Annotated in this window: 16 protein-coding genes; 9 read left to right on the top strand and 7 right to left on the bottom strand. The window is 69.4% G+C overall.

Features of this window, described 5'->3' with window-relative positions; translation table 11 throughout:
• Window positions 1-42 precede the first annotated feature (42 nt).
• The 3 genes from Mschef_RS14645 to Mschef_RS14635 form a co-directional block, all read right to left on the bottom strand.
• Window positions 43-504, bottom strand: a complete 462-nt coding sequence (locus Mschef_RS14645; protein WP_081129777.1) for a protein tyrosine phosphatase family protein — start codon at window positions 502-504, stop codon at window positions 43-45.
• The gene (locus Mschef_RS14640) at window positions 504-3,095 is read right to left on the bottom strand and encodes a glycosyltransferase (protein WP_081129776.1); all 2,592 of its coding nucleotides are present in this window, start codon (window positions 3,093-3,095) and stop codon (window positions 504-506) included. The genes Mschef_RS14645 and Mschef_RS14640 overlap by 1 nt, the downstream gene beginning before the upstream one ends.
• A 119-nt stretch (window positions 3,096-3,214) precedes the next feature.
• Window positions 3,215-3,682 carry a Dps family protein gene (locus Mschef_RS14635; protein ID WP_081129775.1) on the bottom strand — a complete coding sequence of 156 codons (468 nt, stop codon included), beginning with the start codon at window positions 3,680-3,682 and terminating at the stop codon, window positions 3,215-3,217.
• A gap of 69 nt (window positions 3,683-3,751) precedes the next feature.
• Here Mschef_RS14635 and hrpA point away from each other — a divergent pair, with 69 nt between their 5' ends.
• A complete protein-coding gene (gene hrpA / locus Mschef_RS14630; protein ID WP_242426534.1) occupies window positions 3,752-7,786 on the top strand; it encodes an ATP-dependent RNA helicase HrpA in 4,035 nt (1,344 codons plus the stop codon).
• 853 nt (window positions 7,787-8,639) lie between these two features.
• Here hrpA and Mschef_RS14625 read toward each other — a convergent pair.
• Window positions 8,640-9,050 carry a hypothetical protein gene (locus tag Mschef_RS14625; protein ID WP_139789402.1) on the bottom strand — a complete coding sequence of 137 codons (411 nt, stop codon included), beginning with the start codon at window positions 9,048-9,050 and terminating at the stop codon, window positions 8,640-8,642.
• A gap of 321 nt (window positions 9,051-9,371) precedes the next feature.
• On the opposite strand from Mschef_RS14625, the gene Mschef_RS14620 reads away from it, so the two are divergent.
• The 5 genes from Mschef_RS14620 to Mschef_RS14600 all read left to right on the top strand — a co-directional run bounded on the left by Mschef_RS14620 (window position 9,372) and on the right by Mschef_RS14600 (window position 17,068).
• A complete protein-coding gene (locus Mschef_RS14620; RefSeq protein WP_081129773.1) occupies window positions 9,372-11,498 on the top strand; it encodes a RelA/SpoT family protein in 2,127 nt (708 codons plus the stop codon).
• A 72-nt stretch (window positions 11,499-11,570) separates the two neighbouring features.
• A complete protein-coding gene (locus Mschef_RS14615; protein ID WP_081129772.1) occupies window positions 11,571-13,253 on the top strand; it encodes a hypothetical protein in 1,683 nt (560 codons plus the stop codon).
• A 111-nt stretch (window positions 13,254-13,364) separates the two neighbouring features.
• Entirely contained in the window at window positions 13,365-14,198 is an 834-nt protein-coding gene (locus Mschef_RS14610; protein ID WP_081129771.1) for an NAD-dependent epimerase/dehydratase family protein, read from the top strand.
• 75 nt (window positions 14,199-14,273) lie between these two features.
• A complete protein-coding gene (gene mrcB, locus Mschef_RS14605) occupies window positions 14,274-16,568 on the top strand; it encodes a penicillin-binding protein 1B (protein WP_136256521.1) in 2,295 nt (764 codons plus the stop codon).
• Complete coding sequence (locus Mschef_RS14600; protein WP_136256522.1) at window positions 16,508-17,068, top strand: tetratricopeptide repeat protein; 561 nt, start codon at window positions 16,508-16,510, stop codon at window positions 17,066-17,068. Before mrcB ends, Mschef_RS14600 begins: the two co-directional genes overlap by 61 nt.
• 30 nt (window positions 17,069-17,098) lie before the next feature.
• Here the strand turns inward: Mschef_RS14600 and Mschef_RS14595 are convergent, their stop codons facing one another.
• The 3 genes from Mschef_RS14595 to pdhA are packed head-to-tail and all read right to left on the bottom strand — an operon-like array spanning window position 17,099 to window position 20,630.
• Window positions 17,099-18,496, bottom strand: a complete 1,398-nt coding sequence (locus Mschef_RS14595; protein WP_081129769.1) for a dihydrolipoamide acetyltransferase family protein — start codon at window positions 18,494-18,496, stop codon at window positions 17,099-17,101.
• A gap of 60 nt (window positions 18,497-18,556) precedes the next feature.
• Window positions 18,557-19,534, bottom strand: a complete 978-nt coding sequence (locus Mschef_RS14590; RefSeq protein ID WP_081129768.1) for an alpha-ketoacid dehydrogenase subunit beta — start codon at window positions 19,532-19,534, stop codon at window positions 18,557-18,559.
• A gap of 13 nt (window positions 19,535-19,547) precedes the next feature.
• Entirely contained in the window at window positions 19,548-20,630 is a 1,083-nt protein-coding gene (gene pdhA, locus Mschef_RS14585; protein ID WP_081129767.1) for a pyruvate dehydrogenase (acetyl-transferring) E1 component subunit alpha, read from the bottom strand.
• Window positions 20,631-20,824: 194 nt separating this feature from the next.
• On the opposite strand from pdhA, the gene Mschef_RS14580 reads away from it, so the two are divergent.
• From Mschef_RS14580 to Mschef_RS14570, 3 genes are all read left to right on the top strand, one after another.
• On the top strand, window positions 20,825-21,679 hold the full coding sequence (locus Mschef_RS14580; RefSeq protein WP_081129766.1) for a tryptophan 2,3-dioxygenase: 855 nt from the start codon (window positions 20,825-20,827) through the stop codon (window positions 21,677-21,679).
• An 88-nt stretch (window positions 21,680-21,767) separates the two neighbouring features.
• Entirely contained in the window at window positions 21,768-23,258 is a 1,491-nt protein-coding gene (locus tag Mschef_RS14575; protein WP_081129765.1) for a peptide MFS transporter, read from the top strand.
• 131 nt (window positions 23,259-23,389) lie between these two features.
• A complete protein-coding gene (locus Mschef_RS14570; RefSeq protein ID WP_081129764.1) occupies window positions 23,390-24,892 on the top strand; it encodes a peptide MFS transporter in 1,503 nt (500 codons plus the stop codon).
• Window positions 24,893-25,017 lie beyond the last annotated feature (125 nt).

Here is a 25,017-nt window from a genome sequence, read left to right as displayed (position 1 = left end):
GGCGTGGGCATGCTACGCCGGTGTCGTTGCGCACGGTAGGCTTCAGCCGTGCGGCGGGCCGAGCGCATCGGCGATGAAGCGCGCCCATACCGCATCGGGCTGCCAGATGTCCCGCTGCGGCGCGAAAGCCGTGGCGACCGGTACGCCGCAGCGCAGGTGCAGCCACAGGCCCACGAACACCGACGCGCGCTTGTTGGCCGCGCAATGCACCCAGATCCTGCAGTCGCGATGTGCATCCATCACGGCGAAAAACCTGCGCAGATCGTCGTGTTTCGGCGTGCCGAACACCACCGGGATTTGCGCGTAATCCATGCCCAGAGCGCGCACCGTGCCAGCCTCGTCGGGCAGTGCGTACTCGGTGCCATGCAGGCCGAGATTGACGACCAGCTGGTAGCCCGCGGCGGCGATGGCGGCGCATTCCACTGCGTCGGGTTGTCCCGAACTGGCAAGGCCGGGCGTCAATGGACGATAGTTGACGATCTGCTCGAGCATGCTGCGGACCATCAGCCCACGCGCTCGCCCTCGCGGTGCGCCAGCCAGGCACCGGCCAGGGCGGCCAGATAGGGAATGGACTGGGCGATCAGGATGGCGATCCACAGCTTGCCTTCCTCGTACCTGCCGCCGAACAGCAGCACCATGCCGACAATGGCGGCGCCGAGGCCGAGCACCATGAACAGCTCCTCGCGTACCGCGGCGAAGGCGCTGGGGCGGCCGTGCAGGCGGCGCTGTTTGGCGGTGCGCACGAACTCGCCCTTCTGCTTGACCAGGCCCCACCAGATACCGCGTGCGATGGCGTGCGACAGGCCCATGCTGGCGATCGCCGCCATCAGCGTGTCGCGCCACGAACACGGCACGCGCTTGCGGTAGAGCCAGATGCCGAACACGGCCTTGGCCACGAAGAAGCCCAGCACCGGAATCAGGAACAGTTTCAGCGGCAGGCTGAAGTACTGCGGAAACAGCAGCATCAGCGCGGTCCAGATCAGCGCCATCAGGGTGAATACCAGGTGCAGCGCATCGGCGAACCAGCTGAACCAGCCGGTCAGGAAGTGGAAGCGCTGGCCCGGCGTCAGCGGTCCGGGCTCGGTCATCCAGTGCCAGCGCGCCTTGAGGATCTGCATGGCGCCGAACGCCCAGCGGTAGCGCTGCGATTTGTAGGCGGTGAAATCGGCCGGGGTCAGGCCCCTGCCCATCACTGCGTCGACGTAAACCAGATCGTAGCCCGCGTGCATCAGGCGCAGGCCCAGCTCGGCGTCCTCGCAGATGGTCCACTCCGACCAGCCGCCGTCGCCCTCCAGTGCCGCGCGCCGCACCAAGGTCATCGTGCCGTGCTGGATGATGGCGTTGCGCTCGTTGCGGTGGTGCATGCCGATGCGGAAAAAGCCATCGAACTCCCACGCGGTCATGCGCCGGAACGCGTTGTGCTCGAAGTCGCGGTGCGCCTGCGGGCACTGCACCACGGCGACCTTGGGATTCTCGAAGTAACCGCACAGGCGCGACAGCCAGTCCGCGTGCACCACGTAATCGGCATCGACCACGGCCACGACCTCGGCGCGCGGATCGGTCTCCTTGAGGCCGAAGTTCAATGCGCCGGCCTTGAAGCCCGGCCATTGGGCCAAGTGGTAGAAGCGGAAACGCGGGCCGAGTTTTTCGCAGTAGGCCTGCACCGGTGTCCACACCGCCTCGTCGCGGGTGTTGTTGTCGATCACCAGCACCTCGAAGTGCGCGTAATCGAGCGCGGCCAGCGAGTCGAGCGTGGCGATCACCATCTCCGGCGGCTCGTTGTAGCAGGCCAGATGGATCGACACGAAGGGCTGGCGCTCGCTGGGCAGCGCTTCCAGCAGCGGGAAATGTCGCTGCCAGCGCCGGTGCCACAGCACCTCGACGAACTCGAAGCCGTTGATCAGCAGCACGGCGAGGATCGCCAGCTGCGCCGGGAACAGGATCACCAGCATGGCCCAATCGACGGGGTCGAGATAAAAGGCGAACGGCACCGTCACCGACCACGCGATCAGCCCTGCGGCGAGCTGCATCAGCGCCAGGAAAAACAGTCGCCCGCGCACGCGGAAGCGCTCGAAATAGCGCGCGAACAGCAGCATCGGCAGCAGCGCCAGCAAGGACGCCGCCAGCGCCTTCCACGGCCAGTGCGGATCTTCGAGGATCGGACCGGTGAGCGGGAACTTCAGCTTGCGGTCGGCGCCGAACATGCCCCAGTAGGCGCCGACGCGGCCTTCGCCCAGGCTCTCCTTCCACGGCTGGTCGAAGGCTTCCATCAAGTAGTAATCGATGTGGTACGCCTTGGCCACGTTGAGCCACTGGCGCAGGAACAGCGCCTCGTTGGCCAAGCTGGGCTCGGCGTAGCGGTAGCGGTCACCGTTGCTCGGCCAGCCGACCTCGCCGATCACGATGGGCTTGCCGGGGAACATGCGCTTGAGCTGCTCGTAGTGCACCAGCACGTTGCCCACCGCGTCCTTGCGCGGCACGCCCTCCCAGTAGGGCAGCAGGTGCACGGTGATGAAATCGACGTGGTCGGCCAGCTCCGGGTAGGTCTCCCAGATGTGCCAGGGCTCGGCGGTGGACACCGGCTGGCGGATGGCGGCGCGCGCGCGGTCGAGGTAGCGCATCAATTCGGTCGGCGCCATGTCGTGGCGCAGCAGCACCTCGTTGCCGACGATCACGCGGGTGATGGTGTGCGGGTAGCGATGCGCCTGCTCGATCAGCGCCTGCAGCTCCTGCTCGTTGTGGCGCTTGTCCGAATCCAGCCAGGCGCCGGCCATCACGTGCATGCCGTAATTGCGCGCCAGGCGCGGGATTTCCGGCGTCTGCAGCGAGGCGTAGGTGCGGATGCGGTGCGTGTACTGCGACAACGTGGCCAGGTCCGAGCTGATCTCGGCCGGGGTTGGATAGTCGCCGGTCAGCGGGCTCTGGAAGCGGCGGTAAGCGCTGTAGGCGAAACCGTGAATCGGTCCGCTCCAGCCCGGTGCAGCGACCGGACGGTTGGCCCAGGCCCACAGGCCGAAGTTGGCGGCGGCCACCAGCAAGGCCAGCAGCAACGCGCGCAACCACGAGCGGGCGGGGGATGCGGAGGAGGGGGACAAACGCCAAGCTCACGCGCCGCAACCAGCGCGGCTCAAGTGCGCGAGCTTAGCGGACTGGCCGGCGCCGGCCAATGCAGCCGGCGCCGGATTTCATGGCGCGCTCAGGCGCGCCGGGCGCATCAGCGCAGCAGCGAGCGCAACATCCACGCTGTCTTCTCGTGGTATTGCAGGCGCTGCGTGGCCAGATCGGCGGTGGGCTGGTCGTCGGCCTTGTCGGCCAGCTTGAACGTGGCGCGGCCGATACGCACGCAGGATTCGTGGCCGTCGACCAGTTGCTGCACCATGGCCTTCCAGTCGGGCACGCCGGTTTCTTCCTTGATCGTGCTGAGCTTGCCGAACTGGCTGTAGGAGCCCGGCGCGTAGACATCCAGCGCACGCATGCGCTCGGCGATCAGATCCGCGGCGAGCCACAGCTCGTTGTACTGGGTCTCGAACATCAGATGCAGGGTGTTGAACATCGGTCCGGTGACGTTCCAGTGGAAGCCGTGGGTCTTCAGGTACAGCGAATACGTATCCGCGAGCAGCACCGACAGACTCTTGGCGATGGTTTCGCGTTCTTTCTTGCTCAGGCCGATTTCGATGGCCATGACGTTCTCCTTGGTTGATAAGGTCTGCGCATGGAGCGCTGGGCAGGGATACATGCCACCTCAACTATCATGCGCCACTTTAAATACGTGGCGCCAGCGCGCGCCGACATCAAGGGCATGACCTCAATCAGCGAGCTGCGCCGCGAGCTGGAAACGGTGCTGACGCGCGAGCGTGCGCGGCTGGCGGTGCGACTGCGCGCGCTCGGCGCGGCGCCTGACGCCGGGAAACTGGCGGCGCTGGCGCGCGACATCGACGCTTCGCGGCAGCGTCGCGCTGCGCGTGCCACCAGCGTGCCGCAATGTACGGTGGACGCGGCCCTGCCGATCGCGCGCCACGCCGCGGACATCGTCGCCGCCATCCGCGCGCACCCGGTGCTGATCCTGGCCGGCGAGACCGGCTCGGGCAAGACCACGCAACTGCCCAAGCTGTGCCTGGCCGCCGGACGCGGCGTGGCCGGCATGATCGGTTGCACGCAGCCACGGCGCCTGGCCGCGCGCGCGGTGGCGCGGCGCGTGGCCGAGGAGCTGCACACCGAGGTTGGCGCGCTGGTCGGCTTCCAGGTGCGCTTCAACGAGCAGGTCGGCGAGCGTGCGCTGGTCAAGTTCATGACCGACGGCATCCTGTTGGCCGAGACCCAGGGCGATCGCACCCTGTCGGCGTACGACACGCTGGTGCTGGACGAGGCACACGAGCGCAGCCTCAACATCGATTTCCTGCTGGGTTATCTGCAGCGCCTGCTGCAGCGGCGGCCCGATCTCAAGCTCATCGTCACTTCGGCCACGCTGGACACCGCGCGCTTCGCGCAGCATTTCGGCGGTGCGCCGGTGATCGAGGTGGAAGGGCGCGGCCATCCGGTGGAGCTGCGCTGGCGGCCGCCACAAGGTCGCGGCGAGGCCAACCTGCCCGAGCAGGTGGCTGCGGCGCTGGACGAAATCACGCATGAGGATGGCCGCGGCGACGTGCTCGTGTTTCTGCCCGGCGAGCGCGAGATCCGCGATACGCATCTGGCGTTGGAGCGGCGCCGCTACCGGCACACCGAAATCCTGCCGCTGTACGCGCGCCTGTCTGCCGCCGAGCAGGACCGCGTGTTTCATCCCGGCCCGGCGCGGCGTGTGGTGCTGGCCACCAATGTCGCCGAAACCTCGCTCACCGTGCCGCGCATCCGCTACGTCATCGACAGCGGCAGCGCGCGCGTCAAGCGTTACAGTGCGCGCAGCCAGATCGAACGTCTCTATATCGAGCCGATCGCGCAATCGGCGGCCGAGCAGCGCAAGGGCCGCTGTGGCCGCATCGGCCCCGGCGTGTGCGTGCGCCTGTACGCCGAGGACGATTTCGCCGCACGGCCGCGTTACGCCGACCCCGAGCTCAAGCGCAGCGCGCTGGCCGGCGTGATCCTGCGCATGCTGAGCCTGGGTCTGGGCGAGGTCGAGTCGTTCCCATTCATCGACGCGCCGGAGCCACGCGCGTGGGCCGAGGGTTGGCGGCGTCTGGCCGAGATCGGCGCGGTGGACGACGCGCGCAAGCTCACCCGCAGCGGCCGCGACATCGCCGCGCTGCCGGTCGACGTGAGCCTGGCGCGCATGCTGGTCGAGGGCCGGCGTCTGGGCGTGGCCGAACCGCTGCGTGTGCTGGTGGCGTTCCTCAGCATCCAGGATCCGCGCGAACGCCCCGCCGAGGCGCGCGCCGCCGCCGATGCCGCGCACGCGGTGTGCGCCGACAAACGCTCCGACTTCCTCGGCGTGCTCAATCTGTGGGCGGCCTACCAGGAGGCGCACGAAGAGCTCACCCAGTCGAAACTGCGCGACTGGTGCGAGCGCCATTTCGTGAGCTTTCTGCGCATGCGCGAGTGGCGCGAGCTGCATCGGCAACTGCGTGTGCTCGAAGGTGGCCGGGAACCGGAGGTAGCGGATGCCGATGTGGCCGCGGCCACGCGACGGGAACGCGGCCAGCCACGTGCGCGCCGCGCTGCCGGGTCTACTTCCGCGGTAGCGGCGCCCGGCTCCGCATCCCGTGCGGCGGCGGGCGACCCTGCGCGCCACGATGAAGCCATCCATTGCGCGCTGCTGGCTGGCTTGCCGACCCAGGTCGCGCGCCGGGACGATGGCAACAAGGACACCCAGCGCGGCTACCGCGGCACGCGCGAGCGGCGCTGGCAGATTTTTCCCGGCTCGGCGGTGGCCAAGGCGCCGCCGCCGTGGCTGTTTTCGGCGCAGGTGCTGGACCTCAACGGCCGCGTGTACGGGCTGATGAACGCGCGCGTGGAACCGGCCTGGATCGAACGCCAGGCCGCGCATCTGCTCAAGCGCGCCTATGCCGATCCGCACTGGTCGCGCGCGCGCGGCGCGGTGCTGGCCTACGAACAGGTGGGCCTGTTCGGGCTGGTGCTGGCCGAGCGCCGCACGGTGCCGTTCCAGCGCCAGGATCTGGCGCAGGCGCACGCGATTTTCCTCGAACAGGCGCTGGCCGAGTGCGCGCTGGATGCGCGGCTGGATTTTCTTTCCGGCAACCGTCGCGTGCTGGCCGAGGCCGAGCGCATCGAGGCGCAGCAGCGCCGCGCCGGCCTGCTGCAGACCGCCGCCACGCGCGCGACGTTCTTCGCCGGCAAACTGCCGGAGTCCATCGCCAGCACCTCGGCGCTGATGGCCTGGCACAAGCAGGCCAGCGCCGCCCAGCGCGCTGCCCTGTTCTGGTCACTGAGCGATCTGCTCGACAGCGATGCCGGCAGCGCGGGCGCGTATCCGGCCGTGCTGGAACTGGCGGGCCAGCGCCTGCCGCTGGAATACCGGTACACGCCCGGCAGCGAAGATGACGGCGTCACTCTGCGCGTCCCCCTGGCGCTGTTGAACGCGGTCCCCGCGGCGCGCCTGCAATGGCTGGTGCCCGGGCTGCTCCCGGAAAAAGTCGCCGAGCTGATCCGTGGACTGCCCAAGTCGCTGCGCCGCAATTTCGTGCCGGCGCCGGATTTCGCGCGCGCCTTCTGCGCCGCCGAAACGCCGCGCGACGAGCCGCTGGCGCGCGCGCTGGCGGCTTACCTGCAGCGCGTCACCGGTGTCGAGGTCGACGCCGCCGACTTCGCTGGCATCGTGCTGCCGCCGCACCTGCATCTGCGCGTGCGGGTGCGCGACGAATCCGGTGCCACGCTCGCCACCGGGCGCGACCTCGCCGCGCTGCGCGCAAACTGGTCGGGTGCCGCGCACAGTGCCTTCGCGCAGCGCAGCGCCGCCGAAGTGCAGCGCGAGGACGTGGTCGGCTTCGATTTCGACGAGATCCCGCTGCACGTGCAGGGTGCGGGCGGGCTGGATGCCTGGCCTGCGCTGGTCGATCAGGGCGATAGCGTGGCGCTGCGCGTGTTCGAGCGCCGCGACGTGGCCGCTGCTGCGCATCGTCTGGGGGTGACGCGCCTGTTGCGCCATGCGCTGGCCGGCGACATCAAACGCGCCGCGCGCCAGTTGCCGCTGGCGCAGGCCACTGCGCTGCGCTGGGCGCCGCTGGGCGAGACGCAGTCCTTGCGCATGCAGATCGTTGAAGGCGCGCTCGCTGCGCTGCTGCAGGATGCCGATCTCGATCTGCGCACGCGCACGGCATTCGAATCACGACGAGAAGCGCTGGCGCGCGGCCTGTTCACCGCCGCCATGCAGCGCTTCGCGGCCGCCGAGGCGGTGGTTCACGCGCAGGCCGAGCTGCGCGCGTGGCTCGAACCACCGCTGCCGGGCTTCGCCCGCGCCAGCTACGACGACCTGCGCGAGCAGCTCGACCTGCTGCTGGCGCCGGAGTTCCTGCGCACGCTGGCGCAGTCACGATTGACCGAACTGCCACGCTATCTCAAGGCCATGCGCTTGCGCGGCGAGCGCCTGCGCCAGGACCCCTCGCGCGACCAGCAGCGCATGCTCGAAGTGCTGCCGTTCTGGCGCAAGTTGCTGGCCTTGCGCGCGCAAGGCCGCGATGGCACGGCATGGCAGGTGCTGCGCTGGCTGCTCGAGGAATGGCGCGTCTCGCTGTTTGCGCAGGAACTCGGCACCGCACAGCCGGTGTCGATCAAGCGCATCCAGCGCGCGCTGGCGGACGCGGAGGCGGAGCCGGTCGCGGATGCCGGAAGCCGGTAGCCGCAGCCCTCGCGCGCGGCCTGCTTCGTTGTCGAGCAGCGCGAAGGTTCTGGCATCGGCACGGGGTGGTGCCCGACAAGGTTCCCTTGTTCCGTGCGGCTGCCGCCGGCTCTTGTCGCTGAGCATCGCGAAGGATCTCGCTCTGGCGCTGACTCCGGCGCGTGAACGATGGTCCTTGCGCGCGGCCTCGCAAGTTTCCCCTATTCCGTGCGGCTGCCGCCGCGCGGGTTACTTTCCTCTTGGGGAAAGTAACCAAAGCCGTCCACGCGGCGGCCTGCGCCCCGCTGCGCGGGGTGCCCTGCGCTGCTCGCCGGGCGCGAGCCGGCGCGAACTCGCCCATCCCTGGGCTCGAACAGGCGCGCCTTGCTCTCGCGCCCGGCTGCGCTGCTCGGCGCTGGCCAACGCTGGCAAAGTCAACGGCAACGGCAACAGCGCGAGCATGCGCTGGCTTGGGTTCTTGATCTTCATCCCCCTTCGGCAGCGGCGGGACTGCGCGGGAAAGGCACGAAGTGTGAGCGCGTGGACGCGCTCACGCGCCGCAGGCCATGGATGGCCATCGGCGCGCCCTGCGCAGGCACGCGAACCCGCGCAGCGGGCGCTGTGGTCGGGGTCGGCTTTCTTTGGTTCCTTTCTTTGCCGACCCAAAGAAAGGAACTCGCGCGGCGGCAGCCGCACGGAATAGGGGAAACTTGCGATGCCGCGCGCAAGAAACATCGTGCACGCGCCAGTGCCACAGCGAGATCCTTCGCGATGCTCAGGATGACAACGCGCGGCGGCAGCGGGACGACACGCGGGAATCCTGTCAAACGCCGCGAACGCGCGTCGAAGACGCCAACGCGCAGCGTGCGTCAGCTCAATGCACGCGCTCGACGCGCACGCTGTTCGAGCAGCCCTGGATATACATCAGCCAACTGCCCAGCAGCATGGGTTTGATGGTGACCTTGGGATCCTGCATGGTTTGGCAGCTCCAGCTACTGGACTCGGATACCTGCCAGACCTGGCCATTGGCCAGCGAGAACTGCGTATGGCTGTCCCAACCCGAGAAGCGGCCGGGTAGCGTGGACTCGACGGTGGCGCGCGGCTGGTCGATGGGACGGCGGTAGCCGAACTGGTTGGCCGGACCGACCACGACCGGTGCGGCGGCACTGCTGGATGCACCGGCGCCGGCCATGCCGACGTGGCTGCGCAGCCAGGCATTGAGGGTGTGCAATTCCCCCGGACTGAGCTTGTCCAAGCCGGCCTTCTTGAACTCGGCCGCGGACATGCGTTCCTGCAGCGAGGAAAACGGCTGGGCGTGAGCGGTGCCTGTGAAAACCAGGGCCAGGAGCAGGAGGAGGGGCAGGGCGTGCGTTTTCATGGTGCGCATGCTAGCAGCCTGTCGGGCTTTGCTGGTCGAGGCGGGCATTCGGGCTGCGCGAGGACGGATTTTCGACGCTGCGCCGGCGCGTGGCGGTTCCATGGGCCAGGCAGCGGCGGAAATGCGGACCGCGCCGACGGATTCGCAGCCCGGCCGAGCAAAGTCCGACAGGCTGCAGGATGCCGCAGTCCTGCCGCTACCCGAGCATGCGCGCGCTAAGCTGCAGACATGCGCACCGAGACCACCGCTGCATCGCCGTCACGCTGCTGCGACGCGTCCGCGCCAGCGCCGCTGCAAGCCGTGTGCGCGGCGTGGCAGGAGCATGGCGGCGTACCCGCGCAGTCGGCGGAAATGCTGGAGATTCTTGCGCCGCTGGATGCCGATCCGGAAACCCTGGCCGCGGCACTGTGGTACGACCTCGCGTGCCGCGTGCCGGCGGCCTGGCAGGACGCGGCGGCGCGCCAGTCCGACGTGCTGCGGCGCCTGGTCGATGGCCAGCAGGCGGCCGCGAAAGTGTTTTCCCTGCACGCCGATGCGCCGGCGCACGAACACACGGAAGGCCTGCGGCGCTTGTTGCTGGCGATGGTGCGCGATCTGCGCGTGGTGTTCATCCTGCTTGCCCGGCAGTTGGCCGAACTGCGCGCCGCGGCGCGCCTGGCGGAGCCGGCGCGGCTGGCGCTGGCGCGGCAGACCGCCGACCTGCACGCGCCGCTGGCCAATCGTCTGGGCATCTGGCAGGTGAAGTGGGAGCTTGAGGATCTGGCGTTCCGCTATCGCGAACCGGACACTTACAAGCGCATCGCGCACCTACTCGACGAGCGCCGCGATGATCGCGAGCAGTGGATCAAGGTCGCGCGCGCGCAGCTCGAAGTGGCGCTGCGCGAAGCGGGCGTACGCGCCGAGGTTGTCGGGCGTCCCAAGCACATCTATTCGATCTGGAAAAAAATGCAGCGCAAGGAGGTCGGGTTCTCCGATCTCTATGACATCCGCGCGCTGCGCGTGATGGTGGACGATGTGCCCGCCTGCTACGCCGCATTGGGCGTGGTGCATCAACTGTGGGCGCCGGTCCCAAGCGAGTTCGACGATTACATCGCGCGACCCAAGCCAAACGGCTATCGCTCGCTGCACACCGCAGTGATCGGTCCGCAGGGGCGCGCGCTGGAGGTGCAGATCCGCACTGCCGAGATGCACCGCGCCGCGGAGCTGGGCGTGGCCGCGCACTGGCGCTACAAGGAAGGCGGCGGCGGTGACACGGCCTTCGAGGCGCGCATCGCGTGGATGCGAAGCCTGCTGGAGAACCGCAGCGAGGATGACGGCGCACTGGTCGAGGCGTTTCGCACCGATCTGCTCGAAGAGCGCATTTACGTGCTCACTCCCAAGGGCGAGGTGATGGATCTGCCCCGCGGTGCCAGCGTGCTGGATTTCGCCTACCACGTGCATACCGAGGTCGGACATCGCTGCCGCGGTGCCAAGGTCAACGGCCGCATCGTGCCCTTGACGCACCAGCCCGGCAGTGGCGATCGCATCGAGATCCTCACCGGCAAACTGGCGCAGCCCAGCCGCGACTGGTTGTCGCCGCAGCATGGTTATCTGCACACCGGACGCGCGCGCGAGAAAGTGCGCGCGTGGTTCCGCCGCGTCGAGCACACGGCTAACCTCGAGGCCGGGCGCGTCGTGCTGGAGCGGGAAATGCGCCGGCTGGCGCTGCCGGCGCTGAATCTCGACCTGTTGCCGTCGCGCCTGGCGTTGCAGACGCAGGACGAATTGTTCGAAGCATTGGCACTGGGCGAGGTCGGTCCAGGCCAGCTGGCGCGCGCGCTGCACGAACTGCATGCGCCGCCCGCCGCGCCCGCCGCGCCCGTACCAAGGGCGCCGGGCGCGCCACGCGTGCGTGGCGCACCGGGCGCGCTCACCATCGAGGGCGTCGGCAATCTGCTGCTGCAACTGGCGCGTTGCTGCCAGCCGCTGCCGGGCGATGCGGTGCTGGGTTACGTCACGCGCGGGCGCGGCGTGTCGGTGCATCGCGCCGATTGCCCTAGTCTGGCGCGCCTGCGGGCGCGCGAGCCCGAGCGCATCATCCAGGTGGCATGGGGGCAGGCGCCGGCCGCGGCCTATCAGGCCGACATCGTGGTGCTGGGTTACGAGCGCAAGGATTTGCTCAAGGACGTGACCAGCGCCATCACCCAGTCCGGCGTCAGCATTCTCGCGTCCAGCTCACAGCGCCTGGCCGACAGCGGCGAAATGCACATGCGCTACAGCCTGCGCGTGCGCGACTTCGCCCAGCTCGGGCAATTGCTGGCACGTCTGTCGGCCCTGCCCAACGTGCGCGAGGCGCGGCGACTGGCCGCCGGCTGAATTCATACGGTCACCGCGCGGGCGACAGCACGGCGCGGTGCTAGATTGCGCGCACCCCCAGCGCCGATTGCCATGCCCATACGCGAAGTCCGTCCTGCCGCGCCCACGCGCATCGAGCCAAGCCTCGGCCCGCTGGATGCGCCCAGGCGCGCGCCGCCGGCGCCGGATGGCCTGCCGCATTTTCGCGCCGAGCCGCGTCTGCCAGGCGCTGGCGCCACGCGCCCGGCGCGTGCGCCGCAACGCCCGCGCGGCAAGCCTTGGTTGCGCTGGCTGCTGCTGGCAATGCTGCTGCTGCTCGGCCTGCTGTTGATCGCGCAGCACCGTGCCTGGTTCGCGCAACTGTTGCCCAGCCCGCAACTCGATCATCTGCTGGACCAGGGCGATCGCGCGCTGGCCCAAGGCCATCTGGGCGACAGGCATCCGCCTGGCGCGCGCCAGTTTTACCAGCATGCGGCGCAGATCAGTGGCGACAACTCGCGTGCGCTGGCAGGTTTGCAGGCGGTGGGGCAAGCCGAGCTGATGCGCGCGAAGGCCGCGCTGGCCGAGCATCGGTTGGCCGCCGCGGACGTCGCCTTGAAGCAGGCATACGCGCTGCTCGGGGGCGGCACCGAGTTGACCACGCTGCAGCAGCAACTGGCGCGTCAGCGCGCGCAGGGCGTGCGGCTCGCCGATCTGGTCGCACAGGCGCAGCAGGCCTACGCGACGGGGCGCCTGACCGGTGCCGGCAGCGCCGCGGGCTGGTATCTGCAGGTGCTGCAGGCCGACCCCGGCAATGCCGTGGCGCGGCATGGACTGGATCAGGTCGCCTCAGCGCTGGCCAGACAGGCGCGTCAGGCGCTGGCCAGCGGCGACATCAACGGCGCGCGGCGGCAGGTGCAGCAGATCGCGACGCTGATGCCGTCGCAGGCCGATCTGCCCGCGCTGCAGGCCGAGCTGGCTAGCAGCGCGCGCGCCGCGCAGCAGGCGTTGACGCAAAAACTGGCCGCGGCCGCCAGCCTGATCGCCGCGGGACACATCACCACGCCGGCCGGCGCCAGCGCACTCGATCTTTATCAGCAGGTGCTGCAAGCCGATCCTGGCAACAGCGTGGCGCAGGCCGGTTTGGCGCATGTCGCCACGGCGCTGATGGTGCAGGCGCATGCGCAGGCGGATGCCGGCGATTTCGGCGCCGCGCGCCAGTTGCTTGATCAGGCCGCCACGCTGACTCCACACTCGGTCGAGCTGGCCGCGGCGCGCGCGCGCCTTGCGCATGCGCGGGCCCAGGCGTCCGCGCAACCCGCGCAACCCGGCCGGCTGGCACCGGCTGCGGTGCCGCCGGCGCAGCGCCAGCAGGCACTGGCGCTGGTGCAGCGCGCGCAAGCGGCGGCCGCGCGCGGAGATTTTCTGCTGCCGCCGGGTGCCAGCGCCTTCGATCTGTATCGGCAGGCCTTGAATCTCGACGGCACCAGCCATGCCGCGCGTGCAGGTTTGCAGGCGCTGCCGCAATTGGCGGCGAATGCCACGGCGCAAGCCCTGCACGACGGGCAGCTCGAGCGCGCCGCCGTCATGCTGCAGAACTACGCGCAGCTCGCGCCCGGCTCCGCCGGTGTGGCGCGCTTCCAGCATGCCCTGGGTACGGCGTGGCTGGATCTGGCCAATCGCGACCTGGCGCGCGGCGACCACGCCGCCGCGCGCAGCGCGCTGGCCCAGGCCCAGCGCTGGGCACCCGATGATGCGCGCGTGCAGGCGCTGACGCAGGGTCTCGGTGGCGGCTGATCCGCGCGTGCCGGCCACGACGCCGATCCGGCATTCCCGCGCGGAGCCTGCTCCCGGCGCAGGCGCGGGTGGTGATGCAACGACTGCCTGGCGCGCGCGCGGAGCCCGTACATGATCGCACTGGTGCTGGGTGCCAGCAGCCAGATCGGGCACTGCCTGCTGCCGTTGCTGCAGGCCGAGGGTATCGAGGTGCTGGCCTTGAGCCGCCAGCCCGCGCGTGGCGCGCCGGCTGGCGTGCGTTGGCTGCAAGCTGGCCTGCCCGCGCCGCTGCCGCCGCTGCCGGAACTGCATTACGTATTCAGCGCCGGGCCGCTGGACGCACTGGCGGCGTGGCTGCCCGCGGCGCCGCTGGCAGCGGGCGCACGCGTGCTGGCGACCAGCTCGATGAGCGCGCTCAGCAAGCAGGACTCGCCGCTGGCGGCCGAGCGCGCGCTGGCCGCGTGTCTGCGCGGCGCCGAGCAGACCCTGGCGCAAGTCTGCGCGCAGCGCGGTGTCGGCTGGACCGTACTGCGGCCGACATTGATCTATGGCGTCGGCCGGGATCGCAGTCTGACCCCGCTGGTGCGGCGCGCGCAGCGCACGCGCCTGTTTCCGTTGCCGCGCGGCGCGGGCCTGCGGCAGCCGGTGCACGCGGCGGACGTGGCACGTGCGCTGCTGGCCGCGGCCCTGCGCGCGCAAGCGCTGGATGCCGTGCTCGAGTTCGGTGGTGGCGAGCGCCTGAGCGCCGCGCAGATGTTCGCGCGCGTGCGCGCCAGCCTGCCGTTCGCCACGCTGGGCGTGCCGCTGCCGCGCGCGCTGCTGGTCGCGGCCGCGCTGCATCCGGTCCTGCGTGGACCGATCGCGCGGCTGGATCGGGATCTGATCGCCGACAACGCGCCGGCCGTGGCCGCGCTGGGTGTGACCCCGCGCGCGTTTCGTCCTGATGCACGCTGCTGGGGACTTTGAGCCTGCGCGCCGGGATGCGAGGATGCGGCCTTGCGCGCCGCGCCCGGTGCGCGTCTTTCGAGGTGAATCGCACGCATGACTGTCCGTGAACGCCTGCGCCCGTGGTGGGCACTGCTGCGCTGGCCGTTCTGGCTGGGCCTCGGCCTGCTGCTTGGCTTCGGCGGCCCGTACACCTGGGTGCTGAACCAGCGCGTGGCGCAGCGTTTTGGTGATCTGGAGTTCTCGCAGCCGACGCGCGTGTACGCGCGGCCGCTGGCGCTGGCCGCGGGCACGCCGATGAACGCGGCCACGCTGCGCCAGGAATTGCGCTTCGCCGATTACACGCCCAGCCAGGACGCGCGCGTGCCCGGCACCTGGAACGAAAGCGGCGCCAGCTTCGTGATCGCCTCGCGCGGTTACGCCGATCCGACTGGCGGCGAGCTGCCGCGACGCGTGCGCGTGACCCTGGCCGGCGATCAGGTGCAGAGTCTGTTCGACACGACCGCGCAGCGCCCGCTGGCGGCCTGGCATCTCGATCCGGCGCGCATCGCCACGCTGTACGGCGCGCATCAAGAAGAGCGCGAAGTGGTGCACCTGCGGCAGTTGCCGCCGTTGCTGGTCACCGGATTGCAGGCGGTAGAGGACCGTGATTTCAACAACCACATCGGCATCGATTTCAGCGGCATCGCGCGCGCGATGCTGGCCGACGTGCGCTCCGGCAGCTTGGCGCAGGGCGGTTCCACGCTGACCCAGCAACTGGTGCGCAATCTGTTTCTGGACCGCAGCCGCACGCTGGTGCGCAAGCTCAACGAGGCGCTGATTTCGGTGCTGATCACCGCGCACTACAGCCGCGGGCGCATCCTCGATGCCTACATGAACGAGGTTTACCTGGGCCAGCAGGGTGGTCAGGCCATCCATGGCTTCGCCGCCGGCAGCCGCTACTGGTTCGGGCGGCCGCTGAGCGCGCTGCGCCCGCAGGAGATCGCGCTGCTGGTGGGTCTGGTGCGCGGGCCGAGCTATTACGATCCGCGCCGGTATCCCGAGCGCGCGTTGCAGCGGCGCAATGTGGTGCTGCACGAGTTCCAGCAGACCGGCCTGATCACGCGGCCGATGCTGGCGTATGCGCTGGCCGCGCCGCTGGGGGTGACGCCGGTGCCGCGGCTGCCGCGCGACCGCTTTCCGGCGTTCATGGATCTGGTGCGGCGCCAGTTGCGGCAGGATTTCAGCGCGCAGCGCCTGCGCGCCGGCGCGCTGGCGGTGTACACCACGCTGGATCCGGCCGCGCAGCTCGACGCCGAGGCGGCGCTGGACGCGACCCTCGACGGCTTCGGTCCGCGCGGCGAGGCGTTGCAGGGCGCGGTGGTGGTGACCGATGCGCGCACCGGCGCGGTGCGCGCGCTGGTCGGCGGGCGCGATGCCGGCGTGCCCGGCTTCAACCGTGCGCTGGATGCGCGCCGCCAGATCGGCTCCACGATCAAGCCCTTCGTCTATCTGGTGGCGCTGGCGCAGCCGCAACAGTGGTCGCTGGCCAGCGTGCTGGACGATGAACCGATCACCGTGCCGCTGTCCGGCGGCCGCAGTTGGACACCGCGCAACGACGACCACATCAGCCACGGTCCGACGCTGCTGGTCGATGCGCTGGCGCACTCGTACAACCAGGCCACGGTGCATCTGGGCATGGCCGTGGGGCTGGCGCGCATCCATCGCTTCATCACGTCGTTCGGCCTGTCGGTGCCGATCAATCCGGATCCGTCGCTGCTGCTGGGCGCACAGGATTTCTCGCCTTATGAGCTGGCCGAGCTGTACCAGTTCCTGGCCAGCGATGGCCGTGCCGAACCGCTGCGTGCGGTGCGCGGCGTGCTCGACGCCGATGGCAAGCTGCTCAAGCGCTATGACAGCGCGACGGTGAAACCCGAATACCAGAGCGCGGTGCGCCTGCTCACCTGGGCGCTGCAGCAGGTGCCGCGTGAGGGCACCGCGCGCGCGCTGGGCGCCTCGCCGCTGGGTGTGCTCGACGCCGCGGGGAAAACCGGCACCAGCGAGAACCAGCGCGACGCCTGGTTCGCCGGCTATACCGGCAGCGATCTGGCCGTGGTCTGGGTTGGCCGTGATGACAACGAGCCGACCCCGTTGTGGGGCGCCACCGGCGCGCTGCCGGTGTGGATGCGCCTGTTCCAGCGTCTGCCCACGCGGCCGCTGCCGGCCGCGTCGATGCCCGGTCTGGACATGGTCTGGATCAATCCCGCGACCGGCCACCGCACTTCCGCCGTGTGCAGCGGCGCGCGCCAACTGCCGTTCATCGCAGGCTACACACCCACCGAGGAAGACTCATGTCTGTTCGACCAATTCAAGCACTGGCTGCAAGGCCCGGCGCCCGCCAGCAGCGGCTGATCGCGGTCGCGGGCGTCACGCTGCTGCTGGCGGCGTGCGCAACACCGACTGCGCCGCCGCGCACTGCATCCGTGTCCGACCCTGCCGCGCTGCTGGCGGCGGTGCGCCGGGCCGGCGCGCACGACAACTCGGTGTTGCAGGTGCACCCGTTGCGTTCGCCCGGGGTCACCGCGCTGGTGACGCAGGCAGACGCAGCCGCGGCGCAGGGTGACTACACGGCTGCGGCGCGGCTGCTGGATCGCGCGTTGCGGTTCGAGCCGCACGCGCCCGACCTGCTGCAGGCGCGCGCCGAAATGGCGCTGGCGCAGGGCGACTGGACGCTGGCGCAGCAGTTGGCGCGGCAGGCCTTGCGGCGCGGCCCGCGCTTTGGCGCCCTGTGCGCGCGTGGCTGGCAGACGCTGGTCGAGGTCGCGCGCGTGCAGCGCGACGCGGCGCTGCAGGCACAGGCCGGGCAGCGCGTCGCGGCCTGCCGCAAATCCGACCCGCCGCCCGAGTCGTGATCACGCGCTGCACGCGTCACCGCGCGCTGCTCAGCGCGGCAGCGCGAGGTCGTCGATGACCGCCCTGAGGAAGCGCGCGGCCTCGCCGCCGGTGGCGGCGCGATGGTCGAAGGTCAGCGACAGCGGCATGACGCGGTGCGCCTCGAAGCCGCCCAGCACCGGCACGGTGACGTGGTGCAGCTTGCCGGCGCCGAGGATGGCCACGCACGGCGGCACCACCACCGGCGTGGCATAGCGGCCGGCGAACATGCCGAAGTTGGACAGCATGATGGTGTAGCCGCTCAGTTCGGAGGCCGCGATGGAGCGGTCCATCACCTCGGCGCGGGCGCGGTTGACCGCGGCGCGCAGGCCGGCGGCGTCGAGCCGGTCGGCGTTGCGCAGCGCCGGCACGAACAAACCGTCGTCGGTGTCCACGGCGAGGCCGATGTCGACGTGCGGATGCAGGGTGCGGGTCAGGTTGGCGCCATCGAACCAGGCGTTGAGCGCGGGCACGGTCTTGCATGCGGCGACCAGCGCGCGCAGCAGGCGCACGGTGATGTCGTTGCCCGGCTCCCAGGCGTGCAGGTCGGCATCATCGACGATGCTGGTGGCGACGATCTGCGCGTGCGCCTCGGCCATCACCCGCGCCATGGTGCGGCGCATGCCCTTGAGTTGCTCGGGCTGGCCCAGCACGCCGGCGTGTGCGGCCGGCGGACTGGTGCGCATCGGCTTGCCGGCGGCGGACAGTGCGGTGCGCGTGGCTGCTGCGGGCGCTGCAACCGTGGCCGCGGCAGGACCGGTGGTGGCGACAGCGCGTACCGCTGCCGCGCCGGTGCGCGCGCTGCCGCTGGCCGCGGCCAGCTTGACATCGTTCATGGTGACCACGCCGCTGGCGCCGCTGGGCGCGACGCGGGTCAGATCGACGCCGAGTTTTTTCGCCAGCGCGCGCACCGCGGGCACGGCCTTGACGCCGCCGACGCTGACGGCCTGTTCGGCATGCACGGCGTCGGAGCTCTGCATGGCGCCGACCACGGTGCCGGCATCGCCGGCGGCGGGTTTGGCGCCGCCGCTGCTGATCTCGCCGCCTTCATCCGAAGCCACGACGGTGTCGCCGTTGTGCCCGGTCTTGCTGCCCGCGCCGGCAGCCGCAGCTGGCGCATGGTGGTGGCCGGTGGACTGCGCCTCGGCGCGCTGCGGCAGTTTGGGGTCGATCTCGAACTCGGCCAGCGCCGCGCCGGTGATGATCACGTCGCCGTTGCCGCCGTGCATCTTCGCCAGCTTGCCGGAGTAGGGCGAGGGCACCTCGACCACGGCCTTGGCGGTTTCCATCGACACCAGCGGATCGTCCAGGCGCACCGTGGCGCCCTCCTTCACCAGCCACTCGACGATGGTGGCGTCGGGCAGGCCTTCACCGAGGTCGGGCAGGTGGAATGTCTTGATGTCGGCCATGGTGCGTGGTCCTGGATTGAAAGCGATGGATGCGGCAAGTGGTGCGGATGGCCAGTGTGTTCACACCGCCAGTGTGCGCCTGGCGGCCTCGACGATGCGCTGCACGCTGGGCAGATATTTCATCTCCAGGCGGAACAGCGGGATGTGGGTGTCGTAGCCGGTCACGCGCTCGACCGGCGCGTGCAGGTCGTACATCGAATGCTCGGCCAGGCGCGCGGCGACCTCGGCGCCGAAGCCCGCAGTGCGCGGCGCCTCGTGCACGATCACGCAGCGGTGCGTCCTGGCCACCGACTCGGCGATGGTGTCGAAATCCAGCGGCTTGATCGTGGCCAGGTCGATTACCTCGGCGCTGATGCCTTCCTGCGCCAATGCGTCGGCGGCTTCCAGCGTTTCCTTGACCTGCGCGCCCCAGGTCACCAGGGTCACATCCTGGCCGTCGCGCAGCACGAAGCACACGTCCAGCGGCAACGCCTCACCGTCGTCGGGCACTTCTTCCTTGTACTGGCGGTAGATGCGTTTGGGCTCGAAGAACATCACCGGGTCGGGGTCGCGGATCGCCGCCAGCAGCAGGCCGTATGCGCGCGCCGGCGAGGACGGCATCACCACGCGCAGGCCGGGGATGTTGGTGAACAGGTGCTCGTTGGCCTCGGAGTGGTGCTCGGGGGCGCGGATGCCGCCGCCCCAGGGCGCGCGCCATACCGCCGGCACGTGCAGGCGCCCGCGGGTGCGGTTGCGCATGCGCGCGGCGTGGCAGGCGATGTGCTCCATCATCGGGTAGATGAAGCCCTCGAACTGCGCCTCGGCGACGGGTTTCATGCCCTGCGTGGCCATGCCGACGGTGATGCCGGCGATGGTGGTCTCGTCCAGCGGCGTGTCGATGACGCGCTCGGGGCCGAACTTCTGCTGTAGGCCCTGGGTGGCGCGGAACACGCCGCCGTTGACGCCGACGTCCTCGCCCAGCACGACCACGGATGGGTCGTGGGCCATTTCCCAGGCCAGCGCCTGGGTCACTGCTTCGATGAGGGTGATCTGTGCCATGGTCGGCTCGCGCTCAGTGGCCGTCGTGCTCGGCGGCAAGCACCTGCGCGCGTTGCTGCGCGAGGTCCACCGGGAGTTCGGCGTAGGTGTAATCGAACATCGCCGTCACCGGCTGCGGTTTGCTTTCGAGGTAGGCGTTGACCTCGACGTCGACGCGCGCGGCGCACTCGGCTTTCCATGCCTCCTCGCGGGCGTCATCCCAGACCTTGGCGGCGATCAGGTAGGCGCGCAGGCGCTTCATCGGTTCGCGCGCCCACGCGGCCTTCACTTCGGCGTCGTCGCGGTAGCGGCGCGCGTCGTCGGCGGTGGTGTGGTCGGCCAGGCGATAGGTGACCGCCTCGATCACGGTGCCGCCGCCGCCGCCGCGCGCGCGCGCGATGGCGGCGTCCATGGCGCTGCGCACGGCGAGCAGGTCGTTGCCGTCCACCTGCACGGTTTCCAGGCCCGCGGCGATGCCCTTCTGCGCCAGCGTCTTGGCGCCGGTCTGCGCCTTGCGCGGCACCGAGATCGCCCACTGGTTGTTGATGATCACCGCGACCAGCGGCAGGGTCATCGCGCCGGTGACGTTGATGGCGCCGTAGAAATCGGCCTTGGACGAGCCGCCGTCGCCGACGCAGCACACCGCCACGCGCGGCTGCTTGCGCAATTTGTAGGACAGCGCCGCGCCGGCCGCATGCAGGCATTGCGTGGCGATCGGCACGCACCAGGCGAAATCGTGGCGCGGGCCCGAGTAATCGTTGCCGCGCTCGTCGCCGCCCCAGTACATCAGTACCTCGCGCGGCTGCACGCCGCGGCAGAATTGCGCGCCGTACTCGCGGTAGCTGGGCGCGAAGCAGTCCTCGGGGCGCATCGCGGAACCGATGCCCACATGCACCGCCTCGTGTCCCAGGCTCGAGGCATAGGTGCCGAGCTTGCCGGTGCGCTGCAGCGCCACCGCCTTGGCATCGAACACGCGCACGAACAGCATCTGCCGGTACAGATCGAGCAGTTGCTGGTGATCCTTGGCCAGGGGTGGCGCGTTGACGCCGGTGCACAACTTGCCTTCGGCATCGAGGAATTGCAGATGCTCGATCTCAAAACTTGCACAGGTGGACACGGGGGAATCTCCCGAACTTGGACGCGGCTGGGCCGAAGGGCGCGGGTGCGATCCAGTGCGCGCCTGCGCGTCGATGCAGCCCATATAAATAACAGGCCGCGCACCATGCCGGCAAGGCATGGCGCAGCACGGCACGCCGCGAAATGCTGCGCGCGGGCGCTACCATGCGCGTGTTTTCATGACGCGAGCAGGCGATGAGCGAAGACAATCGACGCGCGCTGGAAGCCGGCATCGAACGCGATCTGGCCGGGCGTCTGACCTATGCCGGTTATCTCGATCTGCCGCGCCTGCTGGGCGCACAGCATCCGCTGTCGCGGCCCGAGCACCACGACGAGATGCTGTTCATCGTGCAGCACCAGGTCTCGGAGCTGTGGATGAAGCTGATCATCCACGAGCTGCGCGCGGCGATCATGCACCTGCAGCTGGATCAGCTCGATCCCTGCGCGAAAATCCTGGCGCGGGTCAAGCAGGTGCAGCGCCAGTTGTTCGAGCAGTGGGCGGTGCTGGAGACGCTCACGCCCAGCGAGTATCTGGAATTCCGCGACGTACTGGGGCCGGCGTCTGGGTTCCAGTCGTTGCAGTACCGCAGCATCGAGTTCCTGCTGGGCAACAAGAATGCCGAGATGCTGCCGGTGTTCGCGCATGATCCGCAAGGCCAGCGCACGCTGCAGCTCATCCTCGATGCGCCCGGCCTGTACGACGAGTTTTTGCGGCATCTCGCGCGCGCGGGCCATGCGGTGCCGGCTGCGTGCGTCGAACGCGACTGGTCGCAGCCCTACCATCGCCAGCCCGCTTTGCTGCCGGTGCTGCAGCGCATTTACGCCGACACGCGCACGCACTGGGCGGCGTATGCGCTGTGCGAGCAACTGGTCGACGTGGAAGAGAGCTTCCAGCTGTGGCGCTTCCGCCATATGAAAACCGTCGAACGCATCATCGGCTACCGGCGCGGCACCGGCGGTTCCAGCGGCGTGGGCTTTCTCAAGCAGGCGCTGGAGTTGACGTTTTTCCCCGAACTGCTGGAAGTGCGCACGGTGCTGGGCGCCGGTTGATCTATTGCGTCGCGCCTTGCGGTCGCGCGGTGCGCGTCGGTAAGGTCGCGCGCTGGCTGGCTCGGATCAGCCGTCACCAGGGCTGAGCATGCATACCAGCGACGATTCGCGCGATTCGTTACCCCTGCCGGATTCCGGCCGATTCCTGGGGCACCCCAGCCTGCTGTGGATGTTGCTGGCGGTCACCGTCGGCACCAACTTCGCGTTTTACGGCTTCCGCGCCTTCCTGGCGCCCTACGCCGCCGACACTTTCTTCGCCAATCTCCCGCACGACCAGGCGCTGGCGCAAGCCAACTTCCTGTTCGCCGGCTTTGGCGCGCTGGCCTACGCGACCGCGATCCTGGGCGGATGGGTGGCCGACAACGTGCTGGGCGAGGTGCAGGCGCTGCGCCTGTCGCTGTGGCTTATAATTCCGGGGCTGCTGGGCATGACGGTGCCCAACCGCGAGATCTTCACCCTGGCGCTGGCGTTCTTCGTGTTGGCCATCGGCCTCGGCATTCCGCTGACGGTGCTGATCGGGCGCAATTACGCCAAGGATGATCCCAAGCGCGACGCCGGCTACACACTGTTCTACCTGGCGATCAATTTCGGCGCCTTCGTCGCGCCCTTCGTGTGCGCGACCTGGATCGGCGCAACGTATGGCTTTCGCTGGGGGTTCCTGGCTGCGGCGGTGGGTGCGCTGTGGGCTGCCGCAGTGTTCGAGTGGAAGCACCGGCGCATGCCGGGGGCGAACGACACGGTGCGCTTCCGGCGCACCGGATCGACACCGCTGGTGACCTTGGCGGCGCTGGTGCTGGTGCTGCCCTGCGCGTGGCTGCTGGCACATCCCGAGGCGATGAATCGCGTGGTGTACACGCTGATCGGCCTGTTGCTGCTGTATTTCATCGTCAGCAGCGTGCGCCGCGGTGACCGCGTGCAGGGCCAGCGCTACATCGCGCTGCTGCTGCTGTTCGTCGCGATGGTGCTGTTCTGGGCGATGAGTCTGCTCAGCGCCAGCGCGCTCAACTTCTTCGCCCGTGACCACGTCGCGCCACTGTGGCATGGGCACCTGCTGGGCCTGTCGTGGAACTACCTGCTGTTCCAGTCGGTGAACCCGCTGTACATCCTGATCCTCGCGCCGGTCATGGCGGTGCTGTGGCCCTGGCTGGATCGGCGCGGGATCAATCCCTCGACGCCGCGCAAGTTCGGCATCGGCCTGCTGTTGGTGGCGCTGGGTTACGGCGTGCTGGTGTACGCGATCCAGCATCTGCAGTTGCCCGATGGCAAGGTGGCTGCGTGGACGCTGCTGGCGTGCTATCTGGGCTCGACCATCGGTGAACTGGCGCTTTCGCCGATCGGCTACGGCGTGATCGGCAAGCTCGCCGCGCACGACGAGGCCGCGCTGGCCATGGGCGGCTGGTTCTTCGGTGTGAGCGTGTCCTACGACCTGTCCGGGCAGATCGCGGCGCTGACCACCACGGGGGGCATCGAGGCCTACGCGCGCGTGTTCGAGTGGCTGCTCTATGGCGGCATCGCCATCGCGGCCGTTTACCTCCTCGCCGCACCCTGGATCGTCAAGCTGATGCACGGCGTGCGCTGAGCGCGACCCGGCTGGCGCGGCGCTGATGGATGCCCGGAGCATGACTTCCGGGCTTTGACCGCCGCGCATCCAGCCGCGATGCTGGCCCGCATGCATCACGGTGCCCGCCGCCGTGACCACACGGGGACATCATGGCCGTTATCGAAACCGCCGCGGCGCCGCCGCGGTTCGACAATCTGCTCGGGCAGCCACGGCCTCTGTGGATGTTGTTCATGACCGAGTTCTGGGAGCGTTTCGCCTTTTACGGCATGCGCTGGGCGCTGACGCTGTACATCGTGGCGCAGTTTTTCGATGGCGCGACGAGTGGGCAGGGCTATGCCAGCCGCACCTACGGCGCGTTTCTGGCGCTGGTCTATGCCACGGCGATCTTCGGCGGCTATGTCGCCGATCGGGTGATCGGCTACCAGCGCTCGATCCTGCTGGGCGCGGTGGTCTCGGCGATCGGCTATTTCATGATCGTGCTGCCGCGACAGGACGTGTTCCTGCTCGGGCTGGCCACGATCATCGTCGGCAACGGCCTGTTCAAGCCCAACATTTCCACCCTGGTCGGCAAGCTGTATGCGCCGGGCGACGCGCGCCGCGATCGCGGTTTCACCATCTTCTACATGGGCATCAACCTGGGTGCCCTGGTCTCGCCACTGCTCACCGGCTGGCTGGCCAGCGTCATCAGCGGTACGCCGATGGCGCAGAACTACAAGGCCGTGTTCGTGGCCACCGGCGTGGGCATGGTCATCAGCACGCTGTGGTTCTGGTTCGGCAGGCGCCGGCTGCAGGGCATCGGCACACCGCCACCCGCGCGTCACGGCGGCGCCATGTTCGCCTGGGTGGCGCTGGGCTGCGTCATCGCGGTGCCGATCGTCTATCTGCTGATGGCCAAGGTCGGCGCCGGCGTGCTGGCGTGGATCCTCAGCGCGTTGTTCGTGGCGCTGGCGCTGATGCTGCTGCTCGAGGCGCTGCGCGAAGGCGGTGTGGCGCGCGACAAGGTCATCGCCATGCTGTTGCTGTTCGCCTTCAACGTGCTGTTCTGGATGTTCTTCGAGCAGGCCGGCAGTTCGTTCAATTTCCTCGCGCAGAACCTGGTCGACCGCGAGCTGATCGGCGGCTGGGTGTTCCCCACCGGCTGGTTCCAGTCGGTGAACCCGGCCGCCATCGTGCTGCTGGCGCCGCTGGTGGCGCTGGCCTGGGGCTGGCTGGCGCGGCGCAATGCCGAGCCATCGATCCCGCGCAAGTTCGGCCTCGGCCTGCTGTTCAACGCGCTGGCGTTTCTGCTGCTGATGGTTGCGCTCAGCACGTTGGTCGGCAGCAACGGGCAGATTCCGTTCTGGCCGCTGGTGCTGGTGTACGTGCTGCAGACCGTGGGCGAACTGAGCCTGTCGCCGATCGGCCTGTCGATGGTCACCAAGCTGGCGCCGCTGCGCTATGTGGGCCTGGCCATGGGCGGCTGGTTTCTGTCCACGGCGATCGGCAACAACCTCTCCGGCATCTTCGCCGGCCACGTCAGCGGTACGAGCGGCATGACGGTGGCTTCGGCGCTGCAGGGCTTCACCTTCAGTTTCTGGCTGCTGCTCGCTGCCGGCGTGCTGTTGCTGCTGATCGCGCCGCGGATCAACCGGCTGATGCACGGGGTGAAGTGATCCGCTTGCGGGTGCGAACCGGCGCAGGCGCGCCCACCGCGACGCCTGAAATCTGCACAAGTTCAGACCTTCCTCAAGTCAGTGATGGCGTCCTCTGGCAAGTGCATGACGGGCTTGTTCAGAGG

The sequence above is a fragment of the Metallibacterium scheffleri genome, from assembly GCF_002077135.1.
GTDB classification, from domain to species: Bacteria; Pseudomonadota; Gammaproteobacteria; order Xanthomonadales; family Rhodanobacteraceae; genus Metallibacterium; species Metallibacterium scheffleri.
The sequence above is the reverse complement of the archived record's forward strand: the minus strand, read 5'-3'. Positions and strand labels throughout refer to the sequence as shown.

What these genes read in the sequence shown, in the direction of transcription:
- Mschef_RS14645 (WP_081129777.1), bottom strand. Translation starts at nt 504, where the DNA reads ATGGTCCGCAGCATGCTCGAGCAGATCGTCAACTATCGTCCATTGACG.
- Mschef_RS14635 (WP_081129775.1), bottom strand. Translation starts at nt 3,682, where the DNA reads ATGGCCATCGAAATCGGCCTGAGCAAGAAAGAACGCGAAACCATCGCC.
- hrpA (WP_242426534.1), top strand. Translation starts at nt 3,752, where the DNA reads ATGCGCCACTTTAAATACGTGGCGCCAGCGCGCGCCGACATCAAGGGC.
- Mschef_RS14625 (WP_139789402.1), bottom strand. Translation starts at nt 9,050, where the DNA reads ATGTCCGCGGCCGAGTTCAAGAAGGCCGGCTTGGACAAGCTCAGTCCG.
- Mschef_RS14620 (WP_081129773.1), top strand. Translation starts at nt 9,372, where the DNA reads ATGCGCACCGAGACCACCGCTGCATCGCCGTCACGCTGCTGCGACGCG.
- Mschef_RS14615 (WP_081129772.1), top strand. Translation starts at nt 11,571, where the DNA reads ATGCCCATACGCGAAGTCCGTCCTGCCGCGCCCACGCGCATCGAGCCA.
- Mschef_RS14610 (WP_081129771.1), top strand. Translation starts at nt 13,365, where the DNA reads ATGATCGCACTGGTGCTGGGTGCCAGCAGCCAGATCGGGCACTGCCTG.
- mrcB (WP_136256521.1), top strand. Translation starts at nt 14,274, where the DNA reads ATGACTGTCCGTGAACGCCTGCGCCCGTGGTGGGCACTGCTGCGCTGG.
- Mschef_RS14600 (WP_136256522.1), top strand. Translation starts at nt 16,508, where the DNA reads ATGTCTGTTCGACCAATTCAAGCACTGGCTGCAAGGCCCGGCGCCCGC.
- Mschef_RS14595 (WP_081129769.1), bottom strand. Translation starts at nt 18,496, where the DNA reads ATGGCCGACATCAAGACATTCCACCTGCCCGACCTCGGTGAAGGCCTG.
- Mschef_RS14590 (WP_081129768.1), bottom strand. Translation starts at nt 19,534, where the DNA reads ATGGCACAGATCACCCTCATCGAAGCAGTGACCCAGGCGCTGGCCTGG.
- Mschef_RS14580 (WP_081129766.1), top strand. Translation starts at nt 20,825, where the DNA reads ATGAGCGAAGACAATCGACGCGCGCTGGAAGCCGGCATCGAACGCGAT.
- Mschef_RS14575 (WP_081129765.1), top strand. Translation starts at nt 21,768, where the DNA reads ATGCATACCAGCGACGATTCGCGCGATTCGTTACCCCTGCCGGATTCC.
- Mschef_RS14570 (WP_081129764.1), top strand. Translation starts at nt 23,390, where the DNA reads ATGGCCGTTATCGAAACCGCCGCGGCGCCGCCGCGGTTCGACAATCTG.